36 protein-coding genes and 2 pseudogenes are annotated in these 25,522 nt (G+C 71.4%); 30 read left to right on the top strand and 8 right to left on the bottom strand.

Annotation, left to right across the window (positions count from 1 at the left end; genetic code table 11):
- Positions 1-96 precede the first annotated feature (96 nt).
- The 5 genes from MQE23_RS08855 (at position 97) to dnaK (ending at position 6,886) form a co-directional block, all read left to right on the top strand.
- Entirely contained in the window at positions 97-2,169 is a 2,073-nt protein-coding gene (locus MQE23_RS08855) for a phage holin family protein (protein ID WP_243378805.1), read from the top strand.
- A gap of 119 nt (positions 2,170-2,288) precedes the next feature.
- Positions 2,289-2,717 carry an OsmC family peroxiredoxin gene (locus tag MQE23_RS08850; RefSeq protein ID WP_037668927.1) on the top strand — a complete coding sequence of 143 codons (429 nt, stop codon included), beginning with the start codon at positions 2,289-2,291 and terminating at the stop codon, positions 2,715-2,717.
- Positions 2,718-2,837: 120 nt separating this feature from the next.
- Positions 2,838-4,223 carry a hypothetical protein gene (locus MQE23_RS08845; protein ID WP_243378804.1) on the top strand — a complete coding sequence of 462 codons (1,386 nt, stop codon included), beginning with the start codon at positions 2,838-2,840 and terminating at the stop codon, positions 4,221-4,223.
- Positions 4,220-4,960 (top strand): glycerophosphodiester phosphodiesterase family protein, encoded by a 741-nt coding sequence (locus MQE23_RS08840; RefSeq protein WP_243378803.1) that lies wholly within the window; start codon positions 4,220-4,222, stop codon positions 4,958-4,960. Before MQE23_RS08845 ends, MQE23_RS08840 begins: the two co-directional genes overlap by 4 nt.
- 60 nt (positions 4,961-5,020) lie before the next feature.
- Positions 5,021-6,886 carry a molecular chaperone DnaK gene (gene dnaK, locus MQE23_RS08835; protein ID WP_243378802.1) on the top strand — a complete coding sequence of 622 codons (1,866 nt, stop codon included), beginning with the start codon at positions 5,021-5,023 and terminating at the stop codon, positions 6,884-6,886.
- A 69-nt stretch (positions 6,887-6,955) separates the two neighbouring features.
- On the opposite strand, the gene MQE23_RS08830 is transcribed toward dnaK, so the two are convergent.
- On the bottom strand, positions 6,956-7,801 hold the full coding sequence (locus tag MQE23_RS08830) for an NAD(P)H-binding protein (RefSeq protein WP_243378801.1): 846 nt from the start codon (positions 7,799-7,801) through the stop codon (positions 6,956-6,958).
- A 103-nt stretch (positions 7,802-7,904) separates the two neighbouring features.
- On the opposite strand from MQE23_RS08830, the pseudogene MQE23_RS08825 reads away from it, so the two are divergent.
- Both MQE23_RS08825 and MQE23_RS43635 read left to right on the top strand, forming a co-directional pair.
- Positions 7,905-8,191, top strand: a pseudogene (locus MQE23_RS08825) (winged helix-turn-helix transcriptional regulator); the annotation flags it as partial.
- Positions 8,135-8,293, top strand: a complete 159-nt coding sequence (locus tag MQE23_RS43635) for a winged helix-turn-helix transcriptional regulator (protein ID WP_347710127.1) — start codon at positions 8,135-8,137, stop codon at positions 8,291-8,293. The pseudogene MQE23_RS08825 and the gene MQE23_RS43635, both read left to right, overlap by 57 nt.
- Here the strand turns inward: MQE23_RS43635 and MQE23_RS08820 are convergent.
- Positions 8,290-8,757 carry a molecular chaperone TorD family protein gene (locus tag MQE23_RS08820; protein ID WP_020272361.1) on the bottom strand — a complete coding sequence of 156 codons (468 nt, stop codon included), beginning with the start codon at positions 8,755-8,757 and terminating at the stop codon, positions 8,290-8,292. The genes MQE23_RS43635 and MQE23_RS08820 overlap by 4 nt on opposite strands.
- Positions 8,758-8,874: 117 nt before the next feature.
- Positions 8,875-9,738, bottom strand: coding sequence for a helix-turn-helix transcriptional regulator (locus tag MQE23_RS08815; RefSeq protein WP_037668933.1), 864 nt, complete (start codon positions 9,736-9,738; stop codon positions 8,875-8,877).
- Positions 9,739-9,979: 241 nt separating this feature from the next.
- Here MQE23_RS08815 and MQE23_RS08810 point away from each other — a divergent pair, with 241 nt between their 5' ends.
- Positions 9,980-10,405, top strand: coding sequence for a hypothetical protein (locus tag MQE23_RS08810; RefSeq protein WP_243378800.1), 426 nt, complete (start codon positions 9,980-9,982; stop codon positions 10,403-10,405).
- Here MQE23_RS08810 and MQE23_RS08805 read toward each other — a convergent pair.
- Positions 10,387-11,193 (bottom strand): helix-turn-helix domain-containing protein, encoded by an 807-nt coding sequence (locus tag MQE23_RS08805; RefSeq protein ID WP_020272364.1) that lies wholly within the window; start codon positions 11,191-11,193, stop codon positions 10,387-10,389. The two genes, MQE23_RS08810 and MQE23_RS08805, sit on opposite strands and share 19 nt — an antisense overlap.
- Positions 11,194-11,321: 128 nt before the next feature.
- Between MQE23_RS08805 and MQE23_RS08800 the strand changes: the two genes are divergently transcribed.
- Both MQE23_RS08800 and MQE23_RS08795 read left to right on the top strand, forming a co-directional pair.
- Positions 11,322-11,627: a 4a-hydroxytetrahydrobiopterin dehydratase gene (locus MQE23_RS08800; protein WP_020272365.1), complete on the top strand. Its 306-nt coding sequence runs from the start codon at positions 11,322-11,324 to the stop codon at positions 11,625-11,627.
- 4 nt (positions 11,628-11,631) lie between these two features.
- On the top strand, positions 11,632-12,372 hold the full coding sequence (locus MQE23_RS08795; protein ID WP_243378799.1) for a class I SAM-dependent methyltransferase: 741 nt from the start codon (positions 11,632-11,634) through the stop codon (positions 12,370-12,372).
- Positions 12,373-12,378: 6 nt separating this feature from the next.
- Here MQE23_RS08795 and MQE23_RS08790 read toward each other — a convergent pair whose 3' ends face one another.
- The 4 genes from MQE23_RS08790 to MQE23_RS08775 all read right to left on the bottom strand — a co-directional run bounded on the left by MQE23_RS08790 (position 12,379) and on the right by MQE23_RS08775 (position 15,586).
- A complete protein-coding gene (locus tag MQE23_RS08790) occupies positions 12,379-12,837 on the bottom strand; it encodes a hypothetical protein (protein WP_243378798.1) in 459 nt (152 codons plus the stop codon).
- On the bottom strand, positions 12,834-13,313 hold the full coding sequence (locus tag MQE23_RS08785; protein WP_020272368.1) for a hypothetical protein: 480 nt from the start codon (positions 13,311-13,313) through the stop codon (positions 12,834-12,836). The genes MQE23_RS08790 and MQE23_RS08785 overlap by 4 nt, the downstream gene beginning before the upstream one ends.
- A gap of 36 nt (positions 13,314-13,349) precedes the next feature.
- Positions 13,350-14,723 (bottom strand): integrase, encoded by a 1,374-nt coding sequence (locus MQE23_RS08780; RefSeq protein ID WP_243378797.1) that lies wholly within the window; start codon positions 14,721-14,723, stop codon positions 13,350-13,352.
- Positions 14,724-15,160: 437 nt separating this feature from the next.
- Complete coding sequence (locus MQE23_RS08775; protein WP_243378796.1) at positions 15,161-15,586, bottom strand: helix-turn-helix transcriptional regulator; 426 nt, start codon at positions 15,584-15,586, stop codon at positions 15,161-15,163.
- A 177-nt stretch (positions 15,587-15,763) separates the two neighbouring features.
- Between MQE23_RS08775 and MQE23_RS08770 the strand changes: the two genes are divergently transcribed.
- The 20 genes and pseudogenes from MQE23_RS08770 (at position 15,764) to MQE23_RS08675 (ending at position 25,478) form a co-directional block, all read left to right on the top strand.
- Entirely contained in the window at positions 15,764-16,018 is a 255-nt protein-coding gene (locus MQE23_RS08770; RefSeq protein WP_243378795.1) for a helix-turn-helix transcriptional regulator, read from the top strand.
- Between the two features lie 3 nt (positions 16,019-16,021).
- Positions 16,022-16,330 carry a DNA-binding protein gene (locus MQE23_RS08765; RefSeq protein WP_243378794.1) on the top strand — a complete coding sequence of 103 codons (309 nt, stop codon included), beginning with the start codon at positions 16,022-16,024 and terminating at the stop codon, positions 16,328-16,330.
- 94 nt (positions 16,331-16,424) lie between these two features.
- Positions 16,425-16,736 (top strand): hypothetical protein, encoded by a 312-nt coding sequence (locus MQE23_RS08760; RefSeq protein WP_243378793.1) that lies wholly within the window; start codon positions 16,425-16,427, stop codon positions 16,734-16,736.
- Positions 16,733-17,575: a hypothetical protein gene (locus MQE23_RS08755; RefSeq protein WP_243378792.1), complete on the top strand. Its 843-nt coding sequence runs from the start codon at positions 16,733-16,735 to the stop codon at positions 17,573-17,575. The genes MQE23_RS08760 and MQE23_RS08755 overlap by 4 nt, the downstream gene beginning before the upstream one ends.
- Positions 17,572-17,805 carry a hypothetical protein gene (locus MQE23_RS08750; RefSeq protein ID WP_243378791.1) on the top strand — a complete coding sequence of 78 codons (234 nt, stop codon included), beginning with the start codon at positions 17,572-17,574 and terminating at the stop codon, positions 17,803-17,805. Before MQE23_RS08755 ends, MQE23_RS08750 begins: the two co-directional genes overlap by 4 nt.
- Positions 17,802-18,155, top strand: a complete 354-nt coding sequence (locus MQE23_RS08745) for a hypothetical protein (protein ID WP_243378790.1) — start codon at positions 17,802-17,804, stop codon at positions 18,153-18,155. Before MQE23_RS08750 ends, MQE23_RS08745 begins: the two co-directional genes overlap by 4 nt.
- Positions 18,152-18,724: a hypothetical protein gene (locus tag MQE23_RS08740; protein WP_243378789.1), complete on the top strand. Its 573-nt coding sequence runs from the start codon at positions 18,152-18,154 to the stop codon at positions 18,722-18,724. Before MQE23_RS08745 ends, MQE23_RS08740 begins: the two co-directional genes overlap by 4 nt.
- The gene (locus MQE23_RS08735) at positions 18,721-18,927 is read left to right on the top strand and encodes a hypothetical protein (RefSeq protein WP_243378788.1); all 207 of its coding nucleotides are present in this window, start codon (positions 18,721-18,723) and stop codon (positions 18,925-18,927) included. The genes MQE23_RS08740 and MQE23_RS08735 overlap by 4 nt, the downstream gene beginning before the upstream one ends.
- Positions 18,924-19,772 (top strand): hypothetical protein, encoded by an 849-nt coding sequence (locus tag MQE23_RS08730; protein ID WP_243378787.1) that lies wholly within the window; start codon positions 18,924-18,926, stop codon positions 19,770-19,772. The genes MQE23_RS08735 and MQE23_RS08730 overlap by 4 nt, the downstream gene beginning before the upstream one ends.
- A 2-nt stretch (positions 19,773-19,774) precedes the next feature.
- Complete coding sequence (locus MQE23_RS08725) at positions 19,775-20,812, top strand: hypothetical protein (protein ID WP_243378786.1); 1,038 nt, start codon at positions 19,775-19,777, stop codon at positions 20,810-20,812.
- A gap of 59 nt (positions 20,813-20,871) precedes the next feature.
- A complete protein-coding gene (locus MQE23_RS08720) occupies positions 20,872-21,627 on the top strand; it encodes an exonuclease domain-containing protein (protein WP_243378785.1) in 756 nt (251 codons plus the stop codon).
- Positions 21,627-22,007 (top strand): hypothetical protein, encoded by a 381-nt coding sequence (locus tag MQE23_RS08715; protein WP_243378784.1) that lies wholly within the window; start codon positions 21,627-21,629, stop codon positions 22,005-22,007. The genes MQE23_RS08720 and MQE23_RS08715 overlap by 1 nt, the downstream gene beginning before the upstream one ends.
- The gene (locus MQE23_RS08710; RefSeq protein WP_243378783.1) at positions 22,004-22,261 is read left to right on the top strand and encodes a hypothetical protein; all 258 of its coding nucleotides are present in this window, start codon (positions 22,004-22,006) and stop codon (positions 22,259-22,261) included. Before MQE23_RS08715 ends, MQE23_RS08710 begins: the two co-directional genes overlap by 4 nt.
- Positions 22,261-22,569, top strand: a complete 309-nt coding sequence (locus MQE23_RS08705) for a hypothetical protein (protein ID WP_243378782.1) — start codon at positions 22,261-22,263, stop codon at positions 22,567-22,569. The genes MQE23_RS08710 and MQE23_RS08705 overlap by 1 nt, the downstream gene beginning before the upstream one ends.
- Positions 22,566-23,081 (top strand): Holliday junction endonuclease, encoded by a 516-nt coding sequence (locus MQE23_RS08700; protein ID WP_243378781.1) that lies wholly within the window; start codon positions 22,566-22,568, stop codon positions 23,079-23,081. Before MQE23_RS08705 ends, MQE23_RS08700 begins: the two co-directional genes overlap by 4 nt.
- Positions 23,078-23,941 (top strand): hypothetical protein, encoded by an 864-nt coding sequence (locus MQE23_RS08695; protein WP_243378780.1) that lies wholly within the window; start codon positions 23,078-23,080, stop codon positions 23,939-23,941. The genes MQE23_RS08700 and MQE23_RS08695 overlap by 4 nt, the downstream gene beginning before the upstream one ends.
- Positions 23,938-24,207: pseudogene (locus tag MQE23_RS08690) on the top strand (WhiB family transcriptional regulator); the annotation flags it as partial. The gene MQE23_RS08695 and the pseudogene MQE23_RS08690, both read left to right, overlap by 4 nt.
- Before the next feature lie 598 nt (positions 24,208-24,805).
- Complete coding sequence (locus MQE23_RS08685; RefSeq protein WP_243378779.1) at positions 24,806-24,988, top strand: helix-turn-helix domain-containing protein; 183 nt, start codon at positions 24,806-24,808, stop codon at positions 24,986-24,988.
- Positions 24,985-25,311: a hypothetical protein gene (locus MQE23_RS08680; protein WP_243378778.1), complete on the top strand. Its 327-nt coding sequence runs from the start codon at positions 24,985-24,987 to the stop codon at positions 25,309-25,311. The genes MQE23_RS08685 and MQE23_RS08680 overlap by 4 nt, the downstream gene beginning before the upstream one ends.
- Positions 25,308-25,478: a hypothetical protein gene (locus MQE23_RS08675; RefSeq protein WP_243378777.1), complete on the top strand. Its 171-nt coding sequence runs from the start codon at positions 25,308-25,310 to the stop codon at positions 25,476-25,478. The genes MQE23_RS08680 and MQE23_RS08675 overlap by 4 nt, the downstream gene beginning before the upstream one ends.
- The last annotated feature ends 44 nt before the right edge of the window (positions 25,479-25,522 follow it).

Here is a 25,522-nt window from a genome sequence, read left to right as displayed (position 1 = left end):
GCGACGGTACCGGGGACACCCGGCGCCCCCGGAGCGTTGTGGCACTGTGGGTGAGGGTCCGTGGTGGCGACGGGCCGGGACGTGAGGTGGCGGGGCGTGCGGGGCGTGCGGTGGCGGCGGGTCGCCAGTCAGGTGGGGCGGAGCGTCGCCGTGTGGGCGGTCTCCACCCTCACCCTGCTCGTGCTCGCCGGGATCCTGCCCGACTTCCGGCTCCGCTCGGCCGACGGTGACAGCGCGACCGACATCGCCGTCACGGCGGCCTTCGGCGCCGGCGCCTTCGGTCTGCTGTCGGCCGTGGTCTGGCCGCTGCTCGTCCGGCTCCTGCTCCTCGTACCGGCGCTCGTGCTGGGCCTGCTGGTGTTCTTCCTCAACGGCGCGCTGCTGCTGCTCGCCCTGCGTCTCGACCCCGGGGAGCGCGGCACCGCCGCCCCGGAGACCGCCGTCGTGGTCGCCGCAGTGATGTCCGCCGTGGCGTCCGCCACCGGCGCCGCCCTGGCCGTCCGCGACGACGACGCCTACCGCCGCCGGCTGTACCGCCTCTCGGACCGCCGCCGCCGCTCCGGACCGCCCTCCCCGGCCAGCCCCGGCACGGTCTTCCTGCAGCTCGACGGCGTCGGCCACGACGTCCTGCTCGACGCGGTCGGCCAGGGCCTGATGCCCACCGTCGCCCGCTGGCTCGACATCGGCGACGGCGGCCGCCCCACCCACCGGCTCACCCCCTGGCGCACCGACTGGTCCAGCCAGACCGGCGCCAGCCAGCTCGGCATCCTGCACGGCAGCAACCACGACGTCCCCGCGTTCCGCTGGTACGAGAAGGACACCCGCGAGGTCGTCGTGTGCAACCGCCCGACCAGCGCCGCCGAACTCCAGCGCCGCGCCGTCGGGTACGCGGGGCACGGCGGCCTGCTCACCGTCGACGGCGCCAGCCGCGGCAACCTGTTCAGCGGCGGCGCCGAACAGCAGGCCCTCGTGCTGTCCATAGCCGCCCGCCGCCGGAGCCGGGAGAACCGCTCCCGCGCGGGCTACTTCGCCTACTTCTCCGACCCGGCCAACGCCGTGCGCACGGCCCTGTCCTTCGTCGCCGAGGTGGGCCGGGAGATCGGCCAGTCCACCCGCGCCCGCCTCGGCAAGCAACGCCCTCGCGTCTCCCGCGGCGGCCTCTACCCGCTCGTGAGGGCCTTCGCGACCGTCGTCGAGCGGGACGTCGTCGTGGCCGCCGTGACGGGCGACATGCTCGCCGGCCGCACCGCCGTCTACGCCGACCTCGTGGCCTACGACGAGGTCGCCCACCACTCCGGCCCGGCGAGCCGCGACGCGCGGAAGGTCCTCGAACGCCTCGACCGCTCCCTCGCGCTGATCGAGAACGTCGCCGAGCACGCCCCGCGTCCCTACCGGATCGTCGTGCTGTCCGACCACGGCCAGAGCCCCGGCGAGACGTTCCGCTCCCGCTACGGCCTCACCCTCGGCGACCTGGTGCGGGCCGGCTGCGGACTGCCCGTGCCGCGCCGCGCGGAGCGCACCCGCAGTGGCACGGAGGCCCGCGCCGCCGTGCGCGCCGCCCTGCGCATACCGGTCGAGGAGAGCGGTGAGCGGCACCGCCCCACGCGCCGCTCGGAGCCGATCGTGCTGGCCTCCGGCAACCTCGGCCTGGTCTCCTTCCCGGACGTCACGCACCGCATGAGCAAGGAGGAGATCGACGCCCGCCACCCCGCGCTGCTGCCGACCCTCGCCAACCACCCCGGCATCGGCTTCCTGCTGGTCCGCAGCGACGAGCACGGCGGGGTCGTCCTCGGCGCGTACGGCGCCGAGATACCGCTGGCCGACCTCGACGACAACCCGGGCCCGCTCGCCGCGTTCGGGCCGGGCGCCGCCGACGCGGTACGCCGTACGCACTCCTTCCCGCACACCGCCGACATCATGGTCAACTCCTTCCACGACCCGGCCGACGGCGAGGTCCTCGCCTTCGAGGAGCAGATCGGCTCCCACGGCGGCCTCGGCGGCGAACAGGGCAAACCCTTCCTGCTGTCGCCGCTCGGCTTCTCGGCGCCGGTCGACGAGGGGGAGGAACTCGTCGGCGCCGAACACGTCCACCGCGTCCTGCGCCGCTGGATGCGCGAGTCGGACGGCCCCCAGGTGCCGCTGGAGAGCAGCGAGGAACGCGCCGCCTGACGGCGCGGCTGCCGTTCGGCGCCAGAGGGCCGGTCTTCCGCGTGAGTTGAGCGGGAGTGTGATCGGATGGGGGCCAGGAACCCGGTCACGGTTCCGGATACTCATCGAAAGGATGCGTCATGGCAGCCACGCGCTCCGCACACACCGTGTGGGAAGGCAACCTGTTCAAGGGCAACGGCGTCGTCACCTTCGACTCCTCCGGCATCCTCGCCGAGCAGCCGGTCAGCTGGGCGGCCCGCACCGAGGAGCCGGGCGGGAAGACCAGCCCGGAGGAGCTGATCGCCGCCGCCCACTCCAGCTGCTTCTCGATGGCCTTCTCCAACATCCTCGACAAGGCCGGCACCCCGCCGACCAAGCTGGTGACCTCCGCCGACGTCACCTTCCAGCCCGGCGAGGGCATCACCGGCATCCACCTCACCGTCGAGGGCACCGTCCCCGGCATGGACGAGGCGGCCTTCCTCGCCGCCGCCGAGGAGGCCAAGGTCGGCTGCCCGGTCAGCCAGGCCCTCAAGGCCACGCCCATCACCCTGACCGCCAAGCTCGCCTGACCGGCCCCAGCCACCTCGCGCGGGCCCGCCCACCAGGGCGGGCCCGCGCGACGTCGTCGGTTCGCCGACCGCGCCCGGGGTATGAACCAGACGCTCTGCCGCCGGTCCGGAAGGAACGCGATGCTGCCGGGAACGTCCACCAGCGCGACGGCGCTCGACTCCGCCACCCGTGACCGGACCCGCGTCCTGCTGCTGTTCAGCCTCTCCGGCCGGCTCCGCCCCCGGGACACGGCACTCGGCGCCCTCGTCGACCGCTACGACTACGGCCGCTTCGCCTCCCACCTGATGACCAGCCAGGACGTGCTCCCCGTTCCGGTGCTCGACGAACAGGTCGCGCCGCGCCGGCTGCGGTTGCCGCACGGCGACCACGGCCTGGGCCTCGCGTCCCTGCGGATCCTCGTCGTCACCACCCCGCGCGGCGACGCCACCCTCGTCGTGGACTGCGCCTTCGCCGGCGAGACCACGGCCGGCGACCTCGCCGCCTGGCTGGCCACCACCTGCTTCGACCGGGAGCGGATCGAACTCGACGACCGCCCGCTCCTGACGGCGCTGACCGAACACCTCGGCGGCCGACCGCTCGCCCTCGGCCAGAACGTGCACCAACTTGTCTTCCCCGGCGGCCGGTTACAGCGCGAGCTGCTCAGCGCCGACGAGGCCCGCAAGGCGATCCTGCTGAACGAGATCGTCTACCGCGGCCGCATGCCCTGGAACCCCGCCACGCCCTACGACGCGAGCCTCGCGCCTCACCTAAGGAACCACGGGGTCACCCTGTCCGCCCTCGGCCGCGGCGTCTCCGTCCAGGCGGGCTGGGCCCCGCACGTCGAGAACGGCCTGATGCTCGTCGCGATCGGCATGATCTCCGCCCTGGCCGCGCTCCAGCGCACCCGGCTCGCCGCCTTCGCGACGATGAAGGCCAACGAGCAGGCCCTGACCGACTCGCCCACCGAGATCCGCTCCCTGATCTCCCGCCTCTCCGCGGGCGTCAACGAACTCCAGCTGGACCTCGCCTTCGGCGTCGAGGCCTACGTCGACAGCCTGCTGATCCCCGAGATGGTCATGGAGGCGTTCCAGTCCTCGCTGCGCGACGCGCTCGGCATCCGCGACAGCCTGGAGAACTCGGCCCGCATGGTCGAGCGCCTCACCTCGGTGATCAGCGCCCGCTCCGCGGCCCTGGACGCCGAGCTCGCCGAGCGCGACGACCGCCGGGACCGCACCGTCTCCGGCCTGGTCGCCGCCGCCACGCTGATCGCCCTGCCGCCCACCCTGCTGCTGGCCTTCTTCGGCGTGAACGGCACGAACGTCGACGATCACCGCTCCATCCTCGACCTGCGCGCCTACGGCACGGCCTACGCGCTGGCCTGGCTCCCCTTCGTGATCCTGGTCCTGATCGGCTACGTCCTGCTCAGACGGATCAGCACCCGCTCCGGCTCGCTGCTGCCGGCGCCCGACGACGACGCCGTACCCGTCCCGCCTCCGCGCTCGCCCTCCGGGAGCCGACGACCATGACGCCACGCCCCGCCGTCTCCGCCCACCGGGGCGGCTCCGAGCGCGCCGGACCCGCCACCTGGCAGGCGTACGAGGACGCGCTGGAGTCCGGCGCTGAGTACGCCGAGTTCGACATCCGCCGCACGAAGGACGGCGTCCTCGTCGTCTACCACGACCCCCGGGTCGGGCCCACCGGGCCGCCGCTGGCCACGCTCACGCACGCCGAGCTGAGCGAGCGGGCCGGCTACGACGTGCCGGTGGTGGACGAGGTCATGGCGCTGATCGCCGGGAGGCTCGTGGCGCACCTGGACCTCAAGGAGGTCGGCTACGAGCGGGAGGTGGTCGACCGGGCAGTGGCCCTGCTCGGCGTGGACGGGCTCGTCGTGACGTCGCTGGAGGACTGCTCCGTGGCCGCCGTCGCACAGGGCTTCCCCGGGGTGCGTACCGCGCTGTCCCTGGGGCGCGACCGCAGGGAGCTGGCCCTGGCCCGGCTGCCCGGGACCCGGCTGAGCGAGCTGTTCCCGGCCCGCCGCATCCGGGCCTGCGGGGCCGACGGCGTCGCCGTGCACCAGCGGCTGGCCAGGACCACCGTGCTGCGCGAGGCGACCCGCCGCGGCCTGTTCACCATGGTGTGGACGGTCAACGACGACACCTTGATGCGGGCCTTCCTCGCGCACCCGCGCGTGGACGTGCTCGTCACCGACCGGCCCCGGCGGGCCGTGGCGCTGCGCGGACCGGTCACCCCCTCGCGCCATTGACAACAGCGCACTCAAGTTTTGTGCTGGAAAGGGAGAGCGCCCTGGCGGAAGGGGACAGCGATGGGACGTGCGGTCGGGATCGACCTCGGAACCACGAACTCGGTGGTCGCCGTGCTGGAAGGCGGCGAGCCCACCGTCATCGCCAACGCGGAGGGGGCCAGGACCACACCCTCGGTCGTGGCGTTCGCCAAGAACGGCGAGGTGCTGGTCGGGGAGGTGGCCAAGCGGCAGGCCGTGACGAACGTGGACCGCACCGCCCGCTCGGTCAAGCGCCACATGGGCGACGCGCACTGGCGCTTCCCCGACCAGGGCGACATCGACGGCACCCGCTACCGGGCGCAGGAGCTGTCCGCGCGGGTGCTGCAGAAGCTGAAGCGGGACGCGGAGTCCTACCTCGGCGAGGACGTCACGGACGCGGTGATCACCGTCCCGGCGTACTTCGACGACAGTCAGCGGCAGGCCACCAAGGAGGCCGGGGAGATCGCGGGCCTGAAGGTGCTGCGGATCATCAACGAGCCTACGGCCGCCGCCCTCGCCTACGGCCTGGACAAGGAGAACGACCAGACCGTGCTCGTCTTCGACCTCGGCGGCGGCACCTTCGACGTGTCGCTGCTGGAGATGGGCGAGGGCGTCATCGAGGTGAAGGCCACCAACGGCGACACGCACCTCGGTGGCGACGACTGGGACCAGCGGATCGTCGAGTACCTGGTCAAGCGCTTCAAGGGCCAGTACGGCGTCGACCTCGCGGGCGACAAGATGGCGGTGCAGCGGCTGCGCGAGGGCGCCGAGAAGGCGAAGATCGAGCTGTCCAGCTCCACCGAGACGACGATCAACCTGCCCTACATCACGGCCTCCGCCGAGGGGCCGCTGCACCTCGACGAGAAGCTGACCCGGGCCCAGTTCCAGGAGCTCACCGCCGGCCTGCTCGACCGGTGCAAGGCGCCCTTCCACCAGGCGGTCAAGGACGCGGGGGTGAAGCTCTCCGCGATCAACCACGTCATCCTCGTCGGCGGTTCCACGCGCATGCCCGCCGTCACCGAACTGGTCAAGGAACTCACCGGGAAGGAGCCGCACAAGGGCGTCAACCCCGACGAGGTCGTGGCGCTCGGCGCCGCGCTCCAGGCGGGCGTCATCCGCGGCGACGTCAAGGACGTACTGCTGCTCGACGTCACCCCGCTGTCCCTCGGCATCGAGACCAAGGGCGGCATCATGACGAAGCTCATCGAGCGCAACACGACCATTCCCACCCGGCGTTCGGAGATCTTCACCACCGCCGCCGACAACCAGCCCTCGGTCGGCATCCAGGTCTACCAGGGCGAACGGGAGATCGCCGCGTACAACAAGAAGCTCGGAGTCTTCGACCTGACGGGCCTGCCGCCGGCGCCGCGCGGCGTGCCGCAGATCGAGGTGGCCTTCGACATCGACGCCAACGGCATCATGCACGTCTCCGCGAAGGACCTGGCGACCGGCCGCGAGCAGAAGATGACCGTCACCGGCGGCTCGGCCCTGCCCAAGGACGACATCGACCGCATGATGCGCGAGGCCGAGCAGTACGCGGAGGAGGACCGCCAGCGCCGCGAGGCCGCCGAGACCCGCAACCAGGCCGAGCAACTCGTCTACCAGACCGAGAAGTTCCTCCGCGACAACGGCGACAGGATCCCGGCCGACACGAAGACCGAGGTCGAGTCCGCCATCACCGAAGTGAAGGCGCAGCTGGAACAGCAGGCGGACACCGCCGCCCTGCGCGCCGGCGTGGAGAAGCTCGCCTCGGTCAGCCAGAAGATGGGCCAGGCGATGTACGCCCAGGCCCAGCAGACACCGACCGAGGAGCCCTCCGGCACCCCGCGGGACGAGGAGGGCGTCGTCGACGCGGAGATCGTGGACGAGGAGAAGGACCGGCGGGACGAGAAGGGCGGCGCCGCTTAGGGGTGTCCGCAGAGTCCCACCGGTCCAGAGCCTGCGCGGACGGACCGGCCGCGTCGCTGCGCTCGCCCGTCAGCGGAACGCGGCGACGTGGCGTCGGGCCCACTCGGCGAACGGGCGGGGCGCGCGGCCGAGGATCCGCTCGGCGTCGGGGCTGACGCGCTGCTCCGCGGGCGTGGGCTCCCCGAGGATGGACAGGGTCGTGTCGACCACGGGCCCGGGCATGAACCGCAGCATCTGGGCCCGGGCCTCGTCGGGCCGCTGTTCGAAGAAGCGCACCGGCTCGCCGAGCGCCTCACCGAGGTCCTGGGCACGTTGCCGGGGTGTGCTCAGGGCGGGGCCGGTCAACTCGTAGGTCTGCCCGGGGTGGTCCGGCTCGCGCAGCGTCGCGGCGGCGACCCCGGCGATGTCCTCCGGGTCGATGACCGGCAGTCCGACGTCACCGAACGGCGCGGCGACCGCCCGCCGGGTCCGCACGGACTCGGCCCAGGCGAACGCGTTGGAGGCGAAGCCGCCGGGACGCAGGATCACCCAGTCCAGGCCCGACTGTCTGACGGCGTCCTCGAGAACCCTCCCGAGGCCGCCGTGCGAGGCCGACTCCGGCCGCGTCGCGACTCCTTGGGAGGACAGCAGCACCACGCGTTCGACCCCGCCGGCCTTGGCGACGTCGAGGATGTGCCCGGGGTCCAGCAGGTGCGCGTCGGCTCCGCCGTTCTGCAGGAACAGCGCGTCGGCGCCGTCGAGAACGGGACGGAGAGTCTCCGCGTCGGTGAGGTCCGCCCTCCGGTGCGACACACCCTCCGGCACGTCCGCGGCCGAGATTCCCCGGGATGTCGCGGACACCCGCTCGCCGTCCGCCACCAGGATCCGTACGAGCGACCGGCCCACGTTCCCCGTCGCCCCCGTCACCACGATCATGAGCAACTCCTCTGTTTTTCAGTGCTGTTGCCGTGGCTCAGGACGCTAACACCGTCGATATAGTAGGTACCTAGAGGAAAGTGACTGCCCTGGGGGGAAGCGCATGGCGGGCGACACGAGGAGCCGGACGGAACCGGCCGCGACCGAAGCGGAACTGGCCTGCCCCATCGCCCCGGTCGTGGACATCGTCTTCAGCCGGTGGACCACACCGATCCTGTGGACGCTCCACACGCACGGCCGGCAGCGCTTCGTCGAGCTGGAACGGCGCATCGGCACGATCACGCCCAAGGTGTGACCCAGCGGCTGCGGCAACTGGAGCGGGACGGCCTGGTCGTGCGGACGTACCACCCGGAGGTCCCCCCGAGGGTCGAGTACGAGATCAGCGGGCTCGGCCGCAGCCTCGCGCCGCTCTTCGCGCACCTCGCCGAGTGGGCGGACACCCACCTGGGCGAGGTCGAGCGGGCCAGGCAGGCCTACGACGACACGCCCTAGCGTCCCGGCGCGTCGGGCGGCAGGGTCACGCACACCGCTTCCAGGACGGTCGCGTACGGCGTGCCGAAGTGGGTGAGTCTGGAGCGGAGCAGGTCCAGACCGTCGCGGTGGTCCGTCAGGAGCCGGGTGTCGCCGGTGCGGGCCGCGCACTCGAGAACCGCGGGGAGGAAGTCAGGCGGTTCCTCGCCGGTCGTCTCCAGTCCGTGCGCGCGGTACAGCTCCTCGGAGGGCGTCGGTGCCGCCTCGCGCCAGGCGCTGAGATACAGGCTGTGGTCCGGCTCCGCCTCGAAGACCTCGACGTAGTGCGCCGCCAGCTCACGCGGTGGGCTGAGCGCCGCGTGGTCGGCGAACTCCCTTAGCTGCGGGGCGGCTTCGCGCAACAGCGGCAGCCGGGCACGGAAGTCGTCGTCGGGGAACATCAGGCACAGCGCGGCCGCCTGGTACAGCACCTCGAATCCAGGCATCGGACCTCCTTCCCGTGCGCCCCGCGATCCCGACGGTAGGGGCCGGCAGGGGGGCACACCCGTCGGCGGGGTCCGTACGGGTCACTGTGGCCGGCCCGGCGCTGAACCACCGCGGACTCAGAAGGTCTCGCGGTACTCCCGCAGCAGCCTCTCGGTGCGCTGGGTGGAGGCCGCGCCCGCCGTCATGTGGTCGAGGACCTCCAGATGCGCGGAGACCTCCTTGCGGGAGTCGAGGTACAGCGCGCCGGTCAGGTACTCGGTGAAGACCATGTCGGGCAGTTCGGGCTCGGCGAAGCGGAACAGGGAGAACGGCGCGTACGTGCCCGGGTGCGGGCCGTCCTTGAACTCGGCGATCTGGAGCGTGACGCGGTCCCGCTCGGAGTACTCCAGCAGTTTGTCCAGCTGGTCCCGCATCACCTGGCCGTCGACGCTCACCGGCCGCCGCAGCACCGTCTCGTCCATGATCACCCACAGGTGCGGCGGGTTCGGGCGGTCCAGCAGCCGCTGCCGCTCCATGCGCAGCGAGACGTGCCGCTCCACGGCCTGCGGCCCGGAGTTCCCGATGGTGCCGGCCTGCAGCACCGCACGCGCGTACCCCTCGGTCTGCAACAGCCCCGGCACGAAGTGCGGCTCGTAGGACCGGATGATCCGGGCGGCGCCCTCCAGGCTCACATACAGGCTGAACCACTCCGGCAGCACGTCGTGGAACCGCTGCCACCAGCCCGGCCGGTTCGCCTCCTCGGCGAGCTCGACGAACGCGGTCACCTCGTCCTCGGGCACGCCGTACGCCGTCAGCAGGATCTGCACGTAGGGAATCTTGAGCGCGACATCGGCGGTCTCCATCCGCCGGACCGTCGCGGGGGCGACGCGCAGCACCCGGGCAGCCTCGTCACGACTGAGGCCCGCCGCCTCACGCAGCTCCTGAAGCCGCTTGCCCAGCACCACCTGGCCCACGGTCGGTGCGGCCCGCCGTTCACTCACGCCACGCCTCCCCAACGTGCCCCAGCCTGTGATCAGTCTGTCACGTTCCGACGGCAGTCTCACAGGGTCGCGGGCGAGAAGATCGCGGGAAACGGACGGGTCGCCGGGGCATTACCCCGCGGGTAATCGACCGCGCGCGCCCGGGACGGGATCGTGAACGCACCGGGTCCCGGGCCGGCGCACTCCGGCCCGGGACCCGGGCCCCGCTGCCACACCACGACCCGACGGAGGGTGACTCACCATGTCCGCGACCCAGCTCGCCACACTCGCCCGGACCAGCACGCCGCAGTCGATGCTGCGCCGCTTCCTCGCCCTGGACGCGGCGGTGACCGGCGCCAACGCGCTCGCCTACCTCGCGTTCTCCGGCCCGCTCGGCCGCTTCCTCGGGGTGGACTCCACGCTGCTGCTCGCCCTGGGCGCGTTCCTCACCGCCTACGCGGCGGGCGTGGGGCTGCTGGCCTCACGCCGGCAGCCGCCGGCGCTCGGCGTGCGGGCCGTCGTGGAGGCCAACCTCGCCTGGACGGCGGTGAGCCTCGCGGCCCTGGCGCTGTGGCTGACGCCGAGCACGGCGGGCGCCGTGTGGACGGTGCTCCAGTCCCTGACCGTGGCCGGGTTCGCCGCCCTCCAGTACATAGCCCTGAGGGCCCGTCAGGGAAGCAGCGATTGAAGGTACTTGACCGTCGCCGGATCGGCCGGGAGCAGCGTCTCGATGGCCAGCTCGGCGACGGTCACGTCCATCGGTGTGTTGAACGTGGAGATCGAGGAGATGAACGACAGCGTCCGCCCCTCGTGCTCGATGCGCAGCGGCAGCGCGAAGTACGGCACCGGTTCCGAAGGCTCCTCCGCCGGATCCGCGTCGGGCACCGGATACGCCGCCACCTCTTCGTACAGCGCCCGCAGCGGTTCGGAGCGGTGCAGCGCGATCTGCCGCTCCATCTGCTCCAGCAGGTGTCCGCGCCAGGCGCGCAGGTTGCGGATGCGCGGCGCCAGCCCCCGCGGGTGCAGGGCCAGCCGCATCGCGTTCAGCGGCGGTTCGAGCAGCGACTCGTCCACGCCGTCGACCAGCGCCATGATCCCCCGGTTGGCCGCCACGACGTCGTACACCGCGTCCACCACCAGCGCCGGATACGGCTCGTAGCCCCCGATCAGCCGCTCGATGCCCTCGCGCAGCGCGCCCAGCGCCGGGTCGTCCAGCGGCGTCTCGGGGTAACGCGGGGCGTAACCGGCCGCCAGCAGCAGCGCGTTGCGCTCCCGCATGGGGACGTCCAGGTGCTCGGCCAGCCGCAGCACCATCTCCTCGCTGGGCCGGGAGCGGCCGGTCTCGATGAAGCTGATGTGCCGGGCCGAGGAGTCCGCGCGCAGGGCCAGCTCCAGCTGGCTGACCCGGCGCTGCTCCCGCCAGGCCCGCAGCAGCGGGCCCACGCCCTGGCCGGCGGTGGACGCATGAGTGGTCATGCCGGGACCGTAGTCGAGAACCGGTCGCGTCGGACAGGCGCACCGCTCCGACCAGGGCTTCCAGCGTCCCGCTGTGGCAGGCTGAGTAGGGAGAAGAGGATCCCGGCGTCAGGGAAGGAGCGCTGCCCATGCCCGTCGAACCGCTGTCGCAGAAGGAGGTCGAGGACCGGCTGGCCGAGCTGCCGGGCTGGTCGCTCGACGGCGACCGCCTCACCCGCTCCTACCGGCTCGGCTCGCACTTCGCGGCGACGGCGATGGTCGTGCACATCGCCCAGGTCCAGGAGGAGCTCGACCACCACTCCGACCTCACGCTCGGCTACAACACGGTGTCCCTGTCCGTGCACACGCACAGCGCGGGCGGCGCCGTCACCGAGAAGGACTTCGAGCTCGCCCGCAGGGTGGAGGACCTGGCGCCCGGGCACGGGGCACACTGACCGGGTGCTCGACTACGACAAGGAAGCGGAGCGGTACGACGCCTCGCGCGGCGGAGAGCCCAGGGCGGCCGCCGCCGCGGCGGCGGTGCTGAGCCTCGTACCGCCGGACGCGCGCGGCCTGCTCGACGTCGCCTGCGGCACCGGCATCGTGACCCGCCGGCTCGCGGCGGCGCGCGAGGGCATGCGGGTCACCGGCGTGGACCTCGCCTCGGCGATGGCCCGGCAGGCCGCAGCCCGGCTGCCCGGTGCCGTGGTGCTCGCCGACAGCCGCCGGCTGCCGTTCCGGGACGGCGAGTTCGACGCCGTGTGCAGCGTGTGGCTGCTGCATCTGGCCGCCGGGCCCGCCGACGTCCGGACCATCGTCGGCGAGTGTGCCCGGGTGCTGCGGCCCGGCGGCGTCTACGTCACCACGGTCGACAAGGCCGCCTCCCACAACGTGGGCAGTGACATCGATGTCGTCCTGTCCTCCCGTCCGCCCAGCCCGGTCCGGGACGCGGCGGCGGACGTCGAGTCCTGCGCCGCCGGCCACGGCCTGGTCCCGGCCGGGCAGGCCCGCTTCCGCGGCCACGGGCAGGGCCGCAGCCCGCGCCGCACGGTCGCCGACCTGCGCCGCGGCTGGTTCGTCACCCTGCCGCCCGGCCACCCGCTCGCCGACGGCTTCGCCACCCGTCTGGCGGAACTCCCCGACCAGGACAGACCCCGCCCCGACCCGTTCTTCACGCTCCGGGCGTTCCGGAAGCCGTGAGAGGCCTCAGGCCCGGGTGAACTCCATGACCCAGTTGGTCAGCCAGGTCTCACCGCCGTCCACGGAGAACGCCTGCTCCCACCGGGCGGTCGCCGCGGAGATCCCCGACCAGACGAACCGCACGCGCACGTCCTTGCCGTCGTGGGTGTCGTCGCCGTGGAACGCGCCCGTCTCGCCCTGGAAGCGGCCGAAGACCGGCGGGAACAGGGTGCCGCTGCGGCTGGACGCCCAGTTCAGCGACCACTCCTCGCGGACCGGGTCGAACAGCCGCAGCGTCAGCCCCTTCGCGCCCAGGTGCGGCATGTCGATCTCGTCGATGTTGGCGGCCCCGTCGAACAACGGCCGGCACTCGCTCCGGCCCGGGAACTCCTCCCACTCGCCGCCGGGGTCGAGGAAGTCGGTGCGGCGGCGGTGCAGGACGTTCCAGGTGCCGTGGAAGAAGTCGAAGTCGTGCGGGCTGCTCATGAGCGGTCTCCAGTGGTTCCTTCGGACATGCGGTCGGCCAGATAGGCGTCGAGGTCGGGGACGTCCGGGGCGAGCATGTGCCGTACCCAGGCGTCGCGTTCGTGCAGGATCGGCGGTAGCTCCCAGACGCAGCCGATCCACGGCGGGCCGGGCCTGACGAAGTGCGTGGGGTCGCGGTCCGGGCAGCCGAGGACCGGCTGGCCCGCCGCCGCGCCGCCGAAGTGCAGCACGTTGTCCCACACCCAGCTGTACGCGTTGAGATAGGCGCCGTCGTCACCGCCCCGGTGCAGCACGACGAACGTCGCCGGCGGGGTGCCGTCCGGCTCCGGCAGCAGCTCGGGCAGGAGCGCGTACGCCGCCTTCTCCACCTCGGGCGCGATGCCGTCCGGGTCGGCCGTGACGTGGTAGCGCTTGATCCACCGGCCCGCCACCTCGATCGGCGGCGGCACGGTCAGCAGTTTCTCCGTGAAAGGCATGGCGGGACGTTAGAGCCGCTTCCCTGACATCATGTGTCAGTGAAGTCCCAAAACAGGAAGGTCACTGAACAGCGCAGACGCCCCACCCAAAAGATCATCTGGGAGAGGAGTGGGAAAAGACGGCACCCACAGACCCGCTGCAACGACCTGCTTCTCCCACACCGTCTGAAGGTACTCGACGATCCGCTTCTCCATCGCGAGCGTCACGTTCGAGTACACGCCCTCCATGCCCGGCAGCTCGTGACCCATCCGAGCCTCGACCGCCACCCGCGAGATGTCGCCGGCCTCGTCGAGGATCTCCTTGGCCAGGTGCCGCAGACGGTAGATGTCCTGCCCGGCCATCTCCTCGACGGCTGGCAGCTTCGGGCACGCGGAGGCAGCGTCGCGGCCTCGCGTCGGCTTGACCTCCTTGCGGCCGTCGCGAATCGGATACCAGTAGTTCTTGGTGAAGCCAGTACCGAGCAGCGACTTACCCGACCGGGAGGGGAACACCCACGGCTTGTTATGAGAGGCGAGCAGCACCCTGTGCATCTCATGAAGGAATGGCGGAATCACGAGAGTTCTGTGCGAGTCGTACTTCGGGCCCGCCAACGTCGGTCCGTTGTCCCCGTAGTACAGCTGGTGCTGTACGCGCAGCACGTGCATGCCCGCGTACCGCTTCTCCGCCTCTTTCCGCCGGTCTCCATCGGGGTCTGAGGCTGGCCAGTTCGGGGACGCGAAACCGCGCTGTAGGCCCATCATTTCGCCGGGCGGTCGCATGCCGGTGAATGGGATGGTCCAGATGTACGCCCAACCGGCGTACCCCCAGAGATGGTAGGCGTTCACGGCGAGCTGGTGCACGGACTCGATGGACACGTCTCGTTTCACGCGCCGCACCTGCCGTTTCTGGTAGCGGCCTCGCCGCCGCTGCTCGATGATCGGCGTCTCGTCGCGCAGCCGGTACTTGAGGACGGCGTCGTCCATGAGCATGCGGAACACGCTCAGCACGCTGTTCCGGTAGCTCTCGGAGTAGCGGCCGTTGAGGTGTCGCTTGAAGGTGTCGTAGTCGACGGGTGTCACCTGGTCGACGGTCCACTGCGTCCAGTACGGCTTGATGACCGCGTCCAGAATTGACTTGTACTTCAGTGTCGACCGCACGCGCAGATCGGTCGATGCGAACCACAGGTCGCAATACTCGATCATCGCGAGTTTTTGGGACTTCGGGCGGTGGCGCTTGTTCCGCACATCGGACTCACGGTCCAAGCCGTAGGTGTAGGCCTCGTCTTCGTCCGCGAAAGGGATGCCGGGTTCGGGGCCGCTCGCGGATTCATACCGCTTCTTCTTCGTGGGTTTGCCGTGGGCGTCGAGGATGTGTTCGCCGCTCCACCATTTCACGCGGATCGAGTTACCGCGCCGTTCCACATAGGGCATTGAGCCATCCCCCAGATGACAGGCGAGTTAGGTGTGGAAAGCGCGGCGGGTACCCCTACCGCCGACGCCTCCTGCTGACTGCTTCTACGATGCCTGCCCGATGGGGCAGCCGCCGCAGCTTCTACAGTCTTCGCCCTGTGCCCTCATGAACCGCCTCACGCGCTCCTGAATAGCGCGGTCACCGGCGCCCCTTGAGTTCAGGACGCATACCTTCTCGCCAGCTACTTGGGTCGTGTATCCGAGGATGCTCGGCCCAAGATCCAGGTTGATGGCATTACTCACCGGTCCCCCTATGTGTCGCCTGTGGGACCTCCCCGGGTGGACCCAAAGCGTGACATGACGAACGCGCGAGCGGGAGGGGGTTGTTGAGGCTTCATCAGCCCCGGAAGGTAACAATCCCATCACGGCGAAAAGGTTGTACGGAGAAGACGCGCAGTTCATGCGCCGTCCGTCACCTGTCCAGCCCTTCGCAAGATCTCCACAAGCTCGTCACTGAAGGCATCGATGTCACCGATCGGCGCCCCAGGCAGCTTCGCCCGAGCGGCCTCGAACGCCGCCCGCCTCAGCTCGTCCGCACTGATCGGAGGAGGCGGCGCCGGCGCGATCGTGGCGGTGGCGCCTGAGGTGCCGACGAGGATCGGCTCGTCGCCTCGGGCGATGGCGGTGCAGCTGCCGGTTGCCCAGCCGAGGGCTCTGTCGATTTTGGCGTAGGTGGACTCGCGGACGTCTTGCCCTTCCTCGACCTTCTGCCAGGTGTCCTTGGAGATACCTGCCGTGTCGGCCGCGGCTTTGCGCGACGTGAAGGTCTCCATGCGATGGGCCTTCACGTACTTCGCGAGGCGGTCGAGATCGGGAGTAGCCATGTCGACATCTTGGCAGCCGGAACCCAGTTCCGCCTAGCTCCATCGAGGTAAACGGCCGGTAACCGATGAGGTAAGGCTAACTAGAGCTAGCCCACAAGAGTGATCGAGCCTAACTCGCGCGACTAAGAGGCTAACTAGGGCTAGACAAGCGAGGCTAACTAGAGCTAGTTTCTAGGCATGCACCAACCCCCGACCTTCGAGGTCGACGGGGAGGCGATCCGCGAGGAACGCAAGCAAGCGGGGCTCAAGCGTGCCGAGCTGGCCGAACTCGTGGGGGTCACCCCCCGCTACATCGCCCACCTCGAAAACGGCACCCGCAGACGCATGCGACGCCCGCCGTACTTCGCGCTCCGCGCCGCCCTCCACGCGACCGACGAGCGCCTCCGGCGTCAGCCGCCTCGCCCCACCGAGGACCCACCCGAAAGGAAATGAGCCATGGCCACCCAGGCCTACGAGCGCTACGGCATTCCCGTTCCCCCCGAGGACCCCGAGCAGGAGTACATGACCGTCCAGGAGACGGCCTACGTCCTTCACTGCTCCGTCTCCTGGCTGCGCCGGTTCCTGAAGCAGCACCCCGAGCTGTGCGGCCGTAACGGCAACCGCGGCCGGATCGTCACGAGCCGCGAGCAGCGCGCCGGGATCCACGAGGCCCGCTCCGCCGGCGACCCGCGCAAGGGGCGCAGCGTCCCGCGTCAGCGCCGCCGCACCGCGGCCGCCCGCAGGCCGGCGCTCGCCACCACCTGACCCCTCTCGCGCCGAAGGGCCGCCACAGCTTCCCGGCCCGGCGACCCCACGACTACCGGCGCACCTCTACGAACCGAAAAAGGAGAGGCCACCGATGGCCAATAACTCTACTCAACTCAGCGCGGCGACCGCGCTGACGCAGCTCCTGATGGAGCACCCGGACCTGCCGGAGGCCGGTTGGTCGATCGGCTCGGTCATGGCGGAGTTGCGCGGGTTCGTGCACACCGACTCCTTGGCGGGGCTGCTCGCGTATCAGGAGGTGCTCGGCGGGGACGTGCACGTGGCGAACTGCTACGAGCACCTCGGGCGGACGATGCGCCGTCACGTGCTGAACGCCGTGTGGCGGGACGTGCCGGTCGAGGTTGTCGTGGCGCTGCCGGTTCACGCTGAGGCGGTGGCCGCGTGAACACGAAGGCGCTGAAGTCGCTGGCGGATCTGATCCTGCGGGCGCAGAAGGCGGGCCGTCAGACGCCGATGGGGATCGCGATGGCGATCGATTCGGCGGGGCGTCACATGTCGCCGGAGACGGCAGCCGAGCACGAGAAGGTGCGGGCTGAGCTCTCGGCCTACGAGGTGATGAACCCGCAGCAGTGCGCGAAGGGGGTTCACGCGGACTGGTTGGTGGACTCCGAGTTCACCCACGTCTGCCCCTGGTGCCAGATCGAGGAACTGCGGGCTCGGGTCGCCGAGTTGGAGGCGGAGCCGCTCGCGTGGGCCGAGCGGCTCGACGAGGGCAGCTTGGACAACCTCATCCATGCGCTCGGGATGGCGACGGACGTCCGGCCGATCGACGAGGCGCTGGTGCAGGTCCGTGAGGTGGTCCGGTCGTTCCGTGAGGCGCTGCCGGAGCCGGACGCCATCACGCGGCGGTTCGCGCCTGTGGCGGCCCTCCGCGAGGACGACCCGTTCCACCTCCACCACACCTACCGGCTGGGCCGGGACCTGCCGCAACCGGGCGGCACGCCGACGCAAGCCCCCCACGACGACGAGCCTGCCGCCGTGTGCCGGTGTGACGAGCCCGACGCGGATCCGTACTCCTGCGAGGCCGAACCCGAGGACTGCTCGGGCGAGTTCTCCGAGCTGAACCCCTTCGGTGGCGGCGCGGGCCCGGTCGAGGGACACGACGCCAAGGTCTCCCGGACCTGCCGGTGCGGCTGGCAGACGAGCGTCTGGCACGTGAACGACGGATCGGCCGAGGAAGAGCTCCACGGCCACGTCACCCGCGTCCACGGCGGCGCCCCGTGATGCACGTCCTGTGGGGCTGGTGCACGCTGCACGCCGTCATCTACCTGGGCCTCGCGTTCGCCGCGCTGTGGATCGCCCAGTTCGTGACGCAGGTCGTCACCGAGCGGAAGCCGCAGCCCTGCGTGGAGCCGGCCGACGAGCCGCGTGTCCCGCTCTGGGCCCGCAACGGCCACCTCCCCCCTTCTCCTCGGCCTCAGGGCCGCCACCGCAAGACCGGGAGCACCCGATGATCAAGTCCACGAAGCCGCAACTCTCCTTCGAACTCGGCGCTGACCACCTCCACTCCGTGCTGCGCGTCGACCAGATCCGCACCGACACGCTCGTGCAGCTCGTCACCGGCTGGGGCGACCCCGACGCCCGCGACGACGTGATCGCCGCGCTCGACGAGCTGGCCGCTGTGATGCAGGGCCCGCGCCGTGAGGGCGAGCTGGACGCCGCGCTGGAGCAGGTCGAGGACGTGGCCGGGATGGACTCGGCGCAGGTCGAGGTGTCAATGGCGGACACGCACCGCCTGCACGCCGAGCTCACGGCCGTCGACCGGGTCCTGTCCCGCTTCAACCCGGAGCGGAGGACGGCATGAAGTGCGAAGAGTCGTACCCGCAGGGCTCCTACGAGGAGTGCCAGCTCGACCTGGGCCACCGAGGCGACCACGAGTACTTCGGCAAGAAGTGGGCGCGCCCCGAGCCCGCCGAGCCGAACGAGGACGTCGACGTGCTGCTCTCCCGGGCCGTCCGCGAGGCCCGCGCCTGGGGCACGGAAGAGCGCAGCTACCCCGTCGTGATCGAGCGGACGCAGACCTACGTCATCTGGGTCGACGCCGACTGCGAGGACAGTGCGCTGAAGAACGCGGCGGACGACTCGTGGGAGATCGACACGAGCAAGGAGATGCCGATCGACGGCTCCGACCTCGTGCGCAGGCTCGACAAGTTCGAGCGAACGGAGGCGTTCCGCTCGGAGATCGGCTCCGAATACGGCCCCCGGATCCAGTGCCCGGACTGCGGTCGCTCCTCCTTCCGCCGCGAGTGGTTCCACAACCCGATGCGGAAGTGCCACGGTCCCATCGAGTGGGACGAGACCCAGGCTCCTAGCCCTCGCTACCGCTGGTACCGCAAGCAGCAGGCACACGCCGGGGCGGGGGTGGCCCGGTGACGCGCCCGATTTCCGACCTGGACGTGCCGCTCACCCGGCTCCAGGCCGACATGCACGACCTCGTCGTCCGGCAGCGGCTCGCCGCGCTGGAGCAGACCCGCCAGACGCTGCCGCTCGATGACCCGGACCGGCACGCCCTCGACCTCGACGCCGACGCCCGCTTCGCAGACCTCGCCTGCCAACCCCAGGACGGACCCCAGTGACCAACCCGAAGCACGCCCGGGACACCGAGCGGGGCCGCTACTACACCGACCCCGCTGGCGGGCCCGACCTCGTCTCCGTCACCAACGTCATCGACACCGCCGTCAACAAGTCCATGGCCCTGGTGCCGTGGGGAGTGAAGGTCACCCTCGAATACGCCCTCGACCGGTGGAACGTCATCACCGACCGAGTCGCCGACGACCGGCCCGGACTCACCAAGGAACTCAAGGCCGTCCACCGCGACGTCCGCGAGCAGGCCGCCGACCTCGGCGACCGCGTCCACGGCGCAGCAGAAGCCCGCGTCCTCGGCGCCCCAGTCGCCGACGACCCGATCGTCAGCCCTTACGTCGCTCAGCTCGACATCTGGCTCGCCTCGTGGGGCGTCGACCTCAACGAGCACATCGAGGCCACCGAGATCACCTGCCTGCACCGCAGGTTGGGCTACGCCGGCACCGCGGACCTGATGATCTGGCTGCCGACCGGGCCGGGCGGCCGGCTGGAGCTGTGGCTCATCGACTACAAGTCGTCCGCCACCCGGTCCGCGAAGTCGGTGTATCCGGAGAACACGCTGCAACTGGCCGCGCTCCGCTACTGCGAGACGGTCCTGCTCCCGGACGACACCGAGCAGCCGATGCCCCGCATCGAGCGGACCGGCGTGCTCAACCTCCGCGCCGGCAGCCATGCCCTGGTGCCGATGCCCGCCGACAGGGTCGCGCACCGCGCGTTCCGCGGCGCGCTGGAGACCACCCGCTGGCTGCACGCCGCCCCGTCCACCTACCCCGCGCTGTACGCCCCCGGGCACGAGCCCGCGCCACGGCGACGCGCCACCACACGAAAGGCAGCCTGACCATGGGCTCCCGAATCCGCACTGCACAGAAGCAAGCCCGCGAGCTGGGCCGCCTGCGTACCGGCTACAGCGTCCCCAACCAGGACCCGAACAAGCGGGCCCGCCCGGTGAAGTCGAAGACATGGGTGCTCAGCAGCCACGCCGAGCACTACGTAGCCGCCGCCGCCGAAGCGTGGGGTGGCAAGGTCGAGCGCTGGCAGCCCCAGGGCAACGGCGCCCCGCAGTTCCGCGTGATCACCGAGGCCGAGCAGCTCGACGCGATCCTGCCGCCCGGTGACCCGCTGTCCCAGGCCAACGAGATGTGGAACAAGGGCGGCTGCGTCCGCCGCTGCGACGGCGAGATCGAGCAGATCAGCCGCCACCCCTGCCTCTGCCTCGCCGAGCACGGCCCGGAGTGGCACCTGCTGCGCCAAGACCTCTACACCAAGGACAAGGTGTGCGCCGCCACCTCCCGGCTGAACGTCGTCCTGCCGGACATGCCGGACGTCGGCGTGTGGCGGGTGGAGACGCACTCCTGGTACGCCGCGAACGAGCTCGCGGGCACCGTCGACATGGTGCTGTCCGGCACCGGCGGCAAGGGGCTGGTGCCGGTGACCCTGCGAATCGAGCCGCGCACCCGGGTCGCCGGCGGACAGACGAAGCACTTCCCGGTGGTCGTGGTCGAGATCAGGGGCGTCACCACGCGGCAGGCCCTCACCGGTCCGCTGCCGACTGCGGTGGCACTGGACCCGACCGGCAGGAGCCAAGCCGTGGCCGCGATCGAGGCACCGCGCCCGGACTACCTCGCCGAGGCCGAGGGGGCGCTCACCTCTGACGACGTCCGCGACGTGTGGCGCAAGGCGTCCGCCGCCGGACACGTCGACCCGAAGGGCCGGGACGAGCTGTCCAAGCAACTCATGAAGCTCGCCGCGGAGAAGGACGCCGAGACCGAACAGACGCGGCAGGAGCCGGTCCCGGACGAGGACGGCGCTTACGAGGCCGAGGTCATCGAGGAGCCGGCGCCCCAGTCCTGGCCCGCTGTCACGCAGCCCCCCGCGTAGCCCGCACACGAACGGCCGCCCCGCGGGCAGTGCGGGGCGGCCACCGCCAAGGAGAACACGTGAACCAGCAGACAGACCAGCAGGCGCCGCCCTGGTACCTCGGCCGCCTCGCCGGCTTCGACATCGAGAGCACGGGCGTCAGCCCGGAGCGGGACCGGATCGTCACCGCGTGCGTCGTCCAGTGCGGCGGCGGACAGCCCGCCGCCTCCGCCACGTGGATGGCCGACCCGGGCATCGAAATCCCCGAGGCCGCCAGCGCGGTGCACGGCATCACCACCGAGCGCGCCCGAGCCGAGGGCCGCCCGGCCGGCGAGGTCGTCGAGCAGGTCGTCACCGCGCTCACGGCCGTCGTCCTGTCGGGGATCCCGGTCGTCGCGATGAACGCCGCCTACGACCTGACGATGCTCGACCGGGAGGCCCGCCGCCACGGCGTGCAGCCCCTCGCCGAGACCGTCGGCGACGACCTGCGAGTCATCGACCCGTTCGTCCTCGACAAGAAGATCGACCCGTACCGGCGCGGCAAGCGGACGCTGACCGCCCTCTGCGAGCACTACAAGGTGCCCCTCGACGCCGCCCACGACGCCGCCGCAGACGCGCTCGCCGCATGCCGGGTCGCGTGGCGCATCGGTCAGCGCGAGCCCGAACTGGGCGCGGCATCGCTCGACTTCCTGCACGACAAGCAGACCGACTGGGCGCGCGAGCAGGCGGAGTCCCTCGCCGACTACTTCCGCCGCACCCCCGGCAAAGAGGACCGCGCCAAATACGTCCGCGGCGACTGGCCGCTCATCCCGCACCAGCGATCGGAGTCCCAGTGATGCGTCGACGTGTTGCCCGCGCGAAGCACGACGAGGTCGTGGGGCTGTTCTTCCGGGAGCGGAAGCGGCGCCTCGACGCCGAGAAGCTCAGCGAGGAGAAGGACGCCACGATCAGCCAGCTCCAGGCCCTCGTGCAGCACCACCGCGACCAGAAGGCGGACGCGCCGCTCGACTACCCGAAGCCGGGCCCGGTCGAGGTGGAGCTGCGGAAGCAGCTGGCCCTGCGCGACAAGACGATCACGGTCTTCGTCGAGGAGCGCCTTGAGCTGATCCGCATCAACGACGTCCTGAATCAGCAGCTCCGCGACAAGGCCGAGGCCCTCGCTGAGGCGACCACGGACACCACGCCCACGGTGACGTACGACGGGCGGCCGGCATGAGTGACCACATCACCGTCGGCGCGGCCTCCCTGTTCGGCGCGCTGGTCTTCGCGACGGGCGTGGTGCGCTGGGCGGTCGCCCCGACCCGGGCCCGGAACGTGGCGGCCCGGCAGCCGTCGACGTGGCCCGTCCCGGGCGCGGTCATCGTGCAAGCCTTCGCCTGGTGTCCGGTCTGCCGCATGGACCTGCCTGGCACCGTCCACGGCACCACCTACCGCTGCCCGTATGGGCACCTCACCGAGGGCGGTGAGTGATGGGCCTCGACCTCAACCGCCGCACCTGGTCCCCGAAGGACGAGGCCACCACCGACGAGAAGCGCAAGGCGTCCCTGTACGTCGCCGCGGTGGCGCGCGACGCAGCCGACTGCACCACGCTCCTCGCCGCCCTCGGCCTGCTGCCGCGCCACCACCCGGCCGTCATGGATCTGAGCGACCACGGGATGAAGGGCTACCGGCTCGGCTGCCGCTGCCACGCCTGCCGCCGCGCCAAGCGCAGCCGCGACAGCGCCCAGCGCCGCGCCGCCCGCCGCAACCAAAACACCACCACCGAGGGGGACCAGTGACCACCGCGCCCCGCATCCTGGCGCTCGACCTGTCCATCACCGCCACCGGCTACGCCCTGCCCGACGGACAGACCGCCACCTTCAAGGGCCCGTGGAAGGGCGACTGGCGGCTCGTCGCCATCAAGACCGCCGTCGCCGGCCACGCCGACAGCATCGACCTTGCCGTCATCGAGGACCTCCCCGCCCACGCCAAGGCGGCCGGCATCACCGGCATGGTCCACGGCGCCGTCCGGGCCGTCCTCCTCGAAGCCGGAGTGCCGTACGTCCTCATCACCCCGGCCACGCTGAAGGCCTACGCCACCGGGAAGGGCAACGCCGACAAGACCGCCATGGCCATCGCCGCCCTGAAGCGCGCAGGCCGCGAGTTCGGCGACGACAACCAGTGCGACGCCTGGTGGCTCCGCGCCGCCGCCCTCGACTGGTACGGGCACGGCGAGTTCGACATGCCCAAGGCTCAGCGCGACCGGCTCGGCAAGGTCACCTGGCCCGACCGCGCGGCGGTGGTCCGATGAACGTCCGCGCTGATGTCGCTGAGCTGCTCCGTGCCGGGTATGGCGACCGCACCATCGCCCGCCAGGTCGGCGTCAGCCTCGGCTCCGTCACTCGCGCCCGCGCCGAACTCGGCCTGCCCAAGGCCCGCGGCGGCATCAAGGGCGCCGGCTCGCCGGAGGACCTGTTCTGGCGGCGCGTGAAGCCCGTCGACGGCGACCACCTCGAATGGACCGGCCACCGCAACGGTAAGGGCACCCCCACCATCCACTGGCAGCGCGACAACTTCAGCACCTACCGGATCGCGTTCCGTATCCGCCACGGCCACGAGCCTCAGGGTTACGCGTTCGTGACCTGTGAGCACGAGGGCTGCGTCGCCCCGGGCCACATCGGGGACTCCGCCGTCACCGCCCGCCCCGCCCACCACCGGGGCGCGGTGGGACGGAAGCCGAACGGCACCCGCGAAGAGGTCGTCGCCCTCATCAAGGAGGGCTTGTCCGACAAGCAGGTCGGGAAGCGGCTGCGCACCAGCCCGAAACGGGTCGCCGAGATTCGCGCTGAGGAGCGGGTGCCGGCCGTCGTCCCTGTGCCACTGACGTTCGCCGAGCGGTGGGCGATGCACACCGAGCCGGTGGACGGCGGGCACATGCGGTGGACGGGCCGGTTCCGTGACGGCGACTCGCCTGCCGTGACCGACGACGGCCGGACCATCAGCGTCCGCCGGACCGTGTTCGAGCAGCTGCACGGCAGGCCCCCGGCAGGTCCAGCGACGCCTGGTTGCGGCTACGGCCCGTGCGTGCGGCCGGAGCACCTCGAAGACCGGACCATCCGCGAGCGCACCAACTCCCTGTACGACGCGATCTTCGGAGCAGACGCAGCATGAGCAACTACCAAGGATCCACGCCCGAGACGAGGCGCGCCCCGGACTGGCGAGACGAGGCGGCCTGCCGCACCGAGGACCCGGAGCTGTTCTTCCCGACCGGCACAGAGGGCGGCTGGAAGCTCGTGATCAACCAGGCCAAGGCCGTCTGCGATCGCTGCCCCTCCGTCGCTGACTGCCTCGACTTCGCCCTCGACGAGGGCATCAGCGACGGGATCTTCGGCGGCCTCACGGAGAAGGAACGCGCCGCCGTCCGTCGCCGCGCCGCCGCCAAGCAGATCACCCGGGAGAAGGCCGCGGCTGACGTCCAGCAAGCCCAGCAGAACGAGCCGAAGAGGACCCTGCGGGCCATCTGGAACGCCGGCGCCCATCCCCTCAACGACGACCACGTCCTGTGGCGAGGCCGCCCGCAGGTCTACTTCGAGGGCCGCTCCTACACGCCCCGCCAGCTCTCCTTCATCCTCGACCGCGGCCGCCACCCGGAAGGCCGGGTCCTGCCGACGTGCGGGATCACCACGTGCGTCATGCCGTCACACCTCGGCGACGACCGCGAGCGCACCCGCTGCGGCACCCGGCCCGGCTATCAGAAGCACCTGAAGAACGGCCAAATGCCGTGTGCCGACTGCCGCCAGGCGAACGCGGACGCCGACAACCGACTGCGCCGCACCGGCACCTCGAAGCAGCTCACGGCCTGATGACCGCCGACGATCCGCCGGCCTGTCCCATCCCCGCCCCGCATGAGGGCCCGGTCCGTCTCTACGCCGGGGGCTGGCTGTGTACGGCACACAGCCCCTGGCGGGCGCGGAACCTCCCCGAACCACCACCCGGACTCCCGGCCCAACCCACGCCCTCACGAGAGGACTCCCCATGACCGGCCGCCCCATCACCGGCAGCACCCGCATACGCACCCGCCAACGCGCCGCCCAGCTCTACATGGAGGGCTGCACCATCACCAGCGTCGCCCGCCAGATCGGCTACTCCTACGGCACCGCGCGCACGCTGATCCTCGAAGCCGGCGTCCGCATACGGCGCCGCGGCGGTGCCCGATGAGCGCGTCGGTGCAGCCCACCCTCGACGGCACCCAACCCGCGGTGGTCGCTGACTACCGCACCTGGGTCGAGCAGGTGCGGCCCGCGTTCGTCGCCGCAGCCCGCACCGGCCAGCTGTTCACCAGCTACGAGATCGCCCGCGCGAACCAACTCCCCGAGCCGCCGAACCCGCGCGCCGACTGGGGAAACCTCGTCCTCTCCCTCGTCCGCGACCAGGTGATCGAGCACGTCACGTTCGACCGCAGCCGCCGGCCGACCGGCGAGAAGTCCGCGGTCGGGGTGTGGCGCGGCACCCGCGCCGCCCAAGCCGGCCGCAGCGCATGACCGCCCGCACGTGGCGCGCCGACGGCCCCGGCAGCTTCCAGGCCCCGCCCGACGTCCGCGCCGTCCAGGACCGCACTGGCCCCCGGTGGACCGCCAACGGCAGCCACTTCATCCGGTGGCGAGTCCTCGTCGCCGAACACGGGCCAGTCAGCGAAGCCGGCCAGTAGCCGCACACGACGAAGGCCCCGCCGAAGCAGGGCCACGAGGGAGG

Source organism: Streptomyces sp. HP-A2021 (genome assembly GCF_022807935.1).
GTDB classification, from domain to species: Bacteria; Actinomycetota; Actinomycetes; order Streptomycetales; family Streptomycetaceae; genus Streptomyces; species Streptomyces afghaniensis.
The sequence above is the reverse complement of the archived record's forward strand: the minus strand, read 5'-3'. Positions and strand labels throughout refer to the sequence as shown.

Excerpts from the sequence above, each read along its gene's own strand:
- MQE23_RS08850 (WP_037668927.1), top strand. The coding sequence starts at position 2,289 with ATGGCAGCCACGCGCTCCGCACACACCGTGTGGGAAGGCAACCTGTTC.
- MQE23_RS08845 (WP_243378804.1), top strand. The coding sequence starts at position 2,838 with ATGCTGCCGGGAACGTCCACCAGCGCGACGGCGCTCGACTCCGCCACC.
- MQE23_RS08840 (WP_243378803.1), top strand. The coding sequence starts at position 4,220 with ATGACGCCACGCCCCGCCGTCTCCGCCCACCGGGGCGGCTCCGAGCGC.
- dnaK (WP_243378802.1), top strand. The coding sequence starts at position 5,021 with ATGGGACGTGCGGTCGGGATCGACCTCGGAACCACGAACTCGGTGGTC.
- MQE23_RS08830 (WP_243378801.1), bottom strand. The coding sequence starts at position 7,801 with ATGATCGTGGTGACGGGGGCGACGGGGAACGTGGGCCGGTCGCTCGTA.
- MQE23_RS08820 (WP_020272361.1), bottom strand. The coding sequence starts at position 8,757 with ATGCCTGGATTCGAGGTGCTGTACCAGGCGGCCGCGCTGTGCCTGATG.
- MQE23_RS08810 (WP_243378800.1), top strand. The coding sequence starts at position 9,980 with ATGTCCGCGACCCAGCTCGCCACACTCGCCCGGACCAGCACGCCGCAG.
- MQE23_RS08805 (WP_020272364.1), bottom strand. The coding sequence starts at position 11,193 with ATGACCACTCATGCGTCCACCGCCGGCCAGGGCGTGGGCCCGCTGCTG.
- MQE23_RS08800 (WP_020272365.1), top strand. The coding sequence starts at position 11,322 with ATGCCCGTCGAACCGCTGTCGCAGAAGGAGGTCGAGGACCGGCTGGCC.
- MQE23_RS08790 (WP_243378798.1), bottom strand. The coding sequence starts at position 12,837 with ATGAGCAGCCCGCACGACTTCGACTTCTTCCACGGCACCTGGAACGTC.
- MQE23_RS08785 (WP_020272368.1), bottom strand. The coding sequence starts at position 13,313 with ATGCCTTTCACGGAGAAACTGCTGACCGTGCCGCCGCCGATCGAGGTG.
- MQE23_RS08780 (WP_243378797.1), bottom strand. The coding sequence starts at position 14,723 with ATGCCCTATGTGGAACGGCGCGGTAACTCGATCCGCGTGAAATGGTGG.
- MQE23_RS08775 (WP_243378796.1), bottom strand. The coding sequence starts at position 15,586 with ATGGCTACTCCCGATCTCGACCGCCTCGCGAAGTACGTGAAGGCCCAT.
- MQE23_RS08770 (WP_243378795.1), top strand. The coding sequence starts at position 15,764 with ATGCACCAACCCCCGACCTTCGAGGTCGACGGGGAGGCGATCCGCGAG.
- MQE23_RS08765 (WP_243378794.1), top strand. The coding sequence starts at position 16,022 with ATGGCCACCCAGGCCTACGAGCGCTACGGCATTCCCGTTCCCCCCGAG.
- MQE23_RS08760 (WP_243378793.1), top strand. The coding sequence starts at position 16,425 with ATGGCCAATAACTCTACTCAACTCAGCGCGGCGACCGCGCTGACGCAG.
- MQE23_RS08745 (WP_243378790.1), top strand. The coding sequence starts at position 17,802 with ATGATCAAGTCCACGAAGCCGCAACTCTCCTTCGAACTCGGCGCTGAC.
- MQE23_RS08740 (WP_243378789.1), top strand. The coding sequence starts at position 18,152 with ATGAAGTGCGAAGAGTCGTACCCGCAGGGCTCCTACGAGGAGTGCCAG.
- MQE23_RS08725 (WP_243378786.1), top strand. The coding sequence starts at position 19,775 with ATGGGCTCCCGAATCCGCACTGCACAGAAGCAAGCCCGCGAGCTGGGC.
- MQE23_RS08715 (WP_243378784.1), top strand. The coding sequence starts at position 21,627 with ATGCGTCGACGTGTTGCCCGCGCGAAGCACGACGAGGTCGTGGGGCTG.
- MQE23_RS08710 (WP_243378783.1), top strand. The coding sequence starts at position 22,004 with ATGAGTGACCACATCACCGTCGGCGCGGCCTCCCTGTTCGGCGCGCTG.
- MQE23_RS08705 (WP_243378782.1), top strand. The coding sequence starts at position 22,261 with ATGGGCCTCGACCTCAACCGCCGCACCTGGTCCCCGAAGGACGAGGCC.
- MQE23_RS08695 (WP_243378780.1), top strand. The coding sequence starts at position 23,078 with ATGAACGTCCGCGCTGATGTCGCTGAGCTGCTCCGTGCCGGGTATGGC.
- MQE23_RS08685 (WP_243378779.1), top strand. The coding sequence starts at position 24,806 with ATGACCGGCCGCCCCATCACCGGCAGCACCCGCATACGCACCCGCCAA.
- MQE23_RS08680 (WP_243378778.1), top strand. The coding sequence starts at position 24,985 with ATGAGCGCGTCGGTGCAGCCCACCCTCGACGGCACCCAACCCGCGGTG.
- MQE23_RS08675 (WP_243378777.1), top strand. The coding sequence starts at position 25,308 with ATGACCGCCCGCACGTGGCGCGCCGACGGCCCCGGCAGCTTCCAGGCC.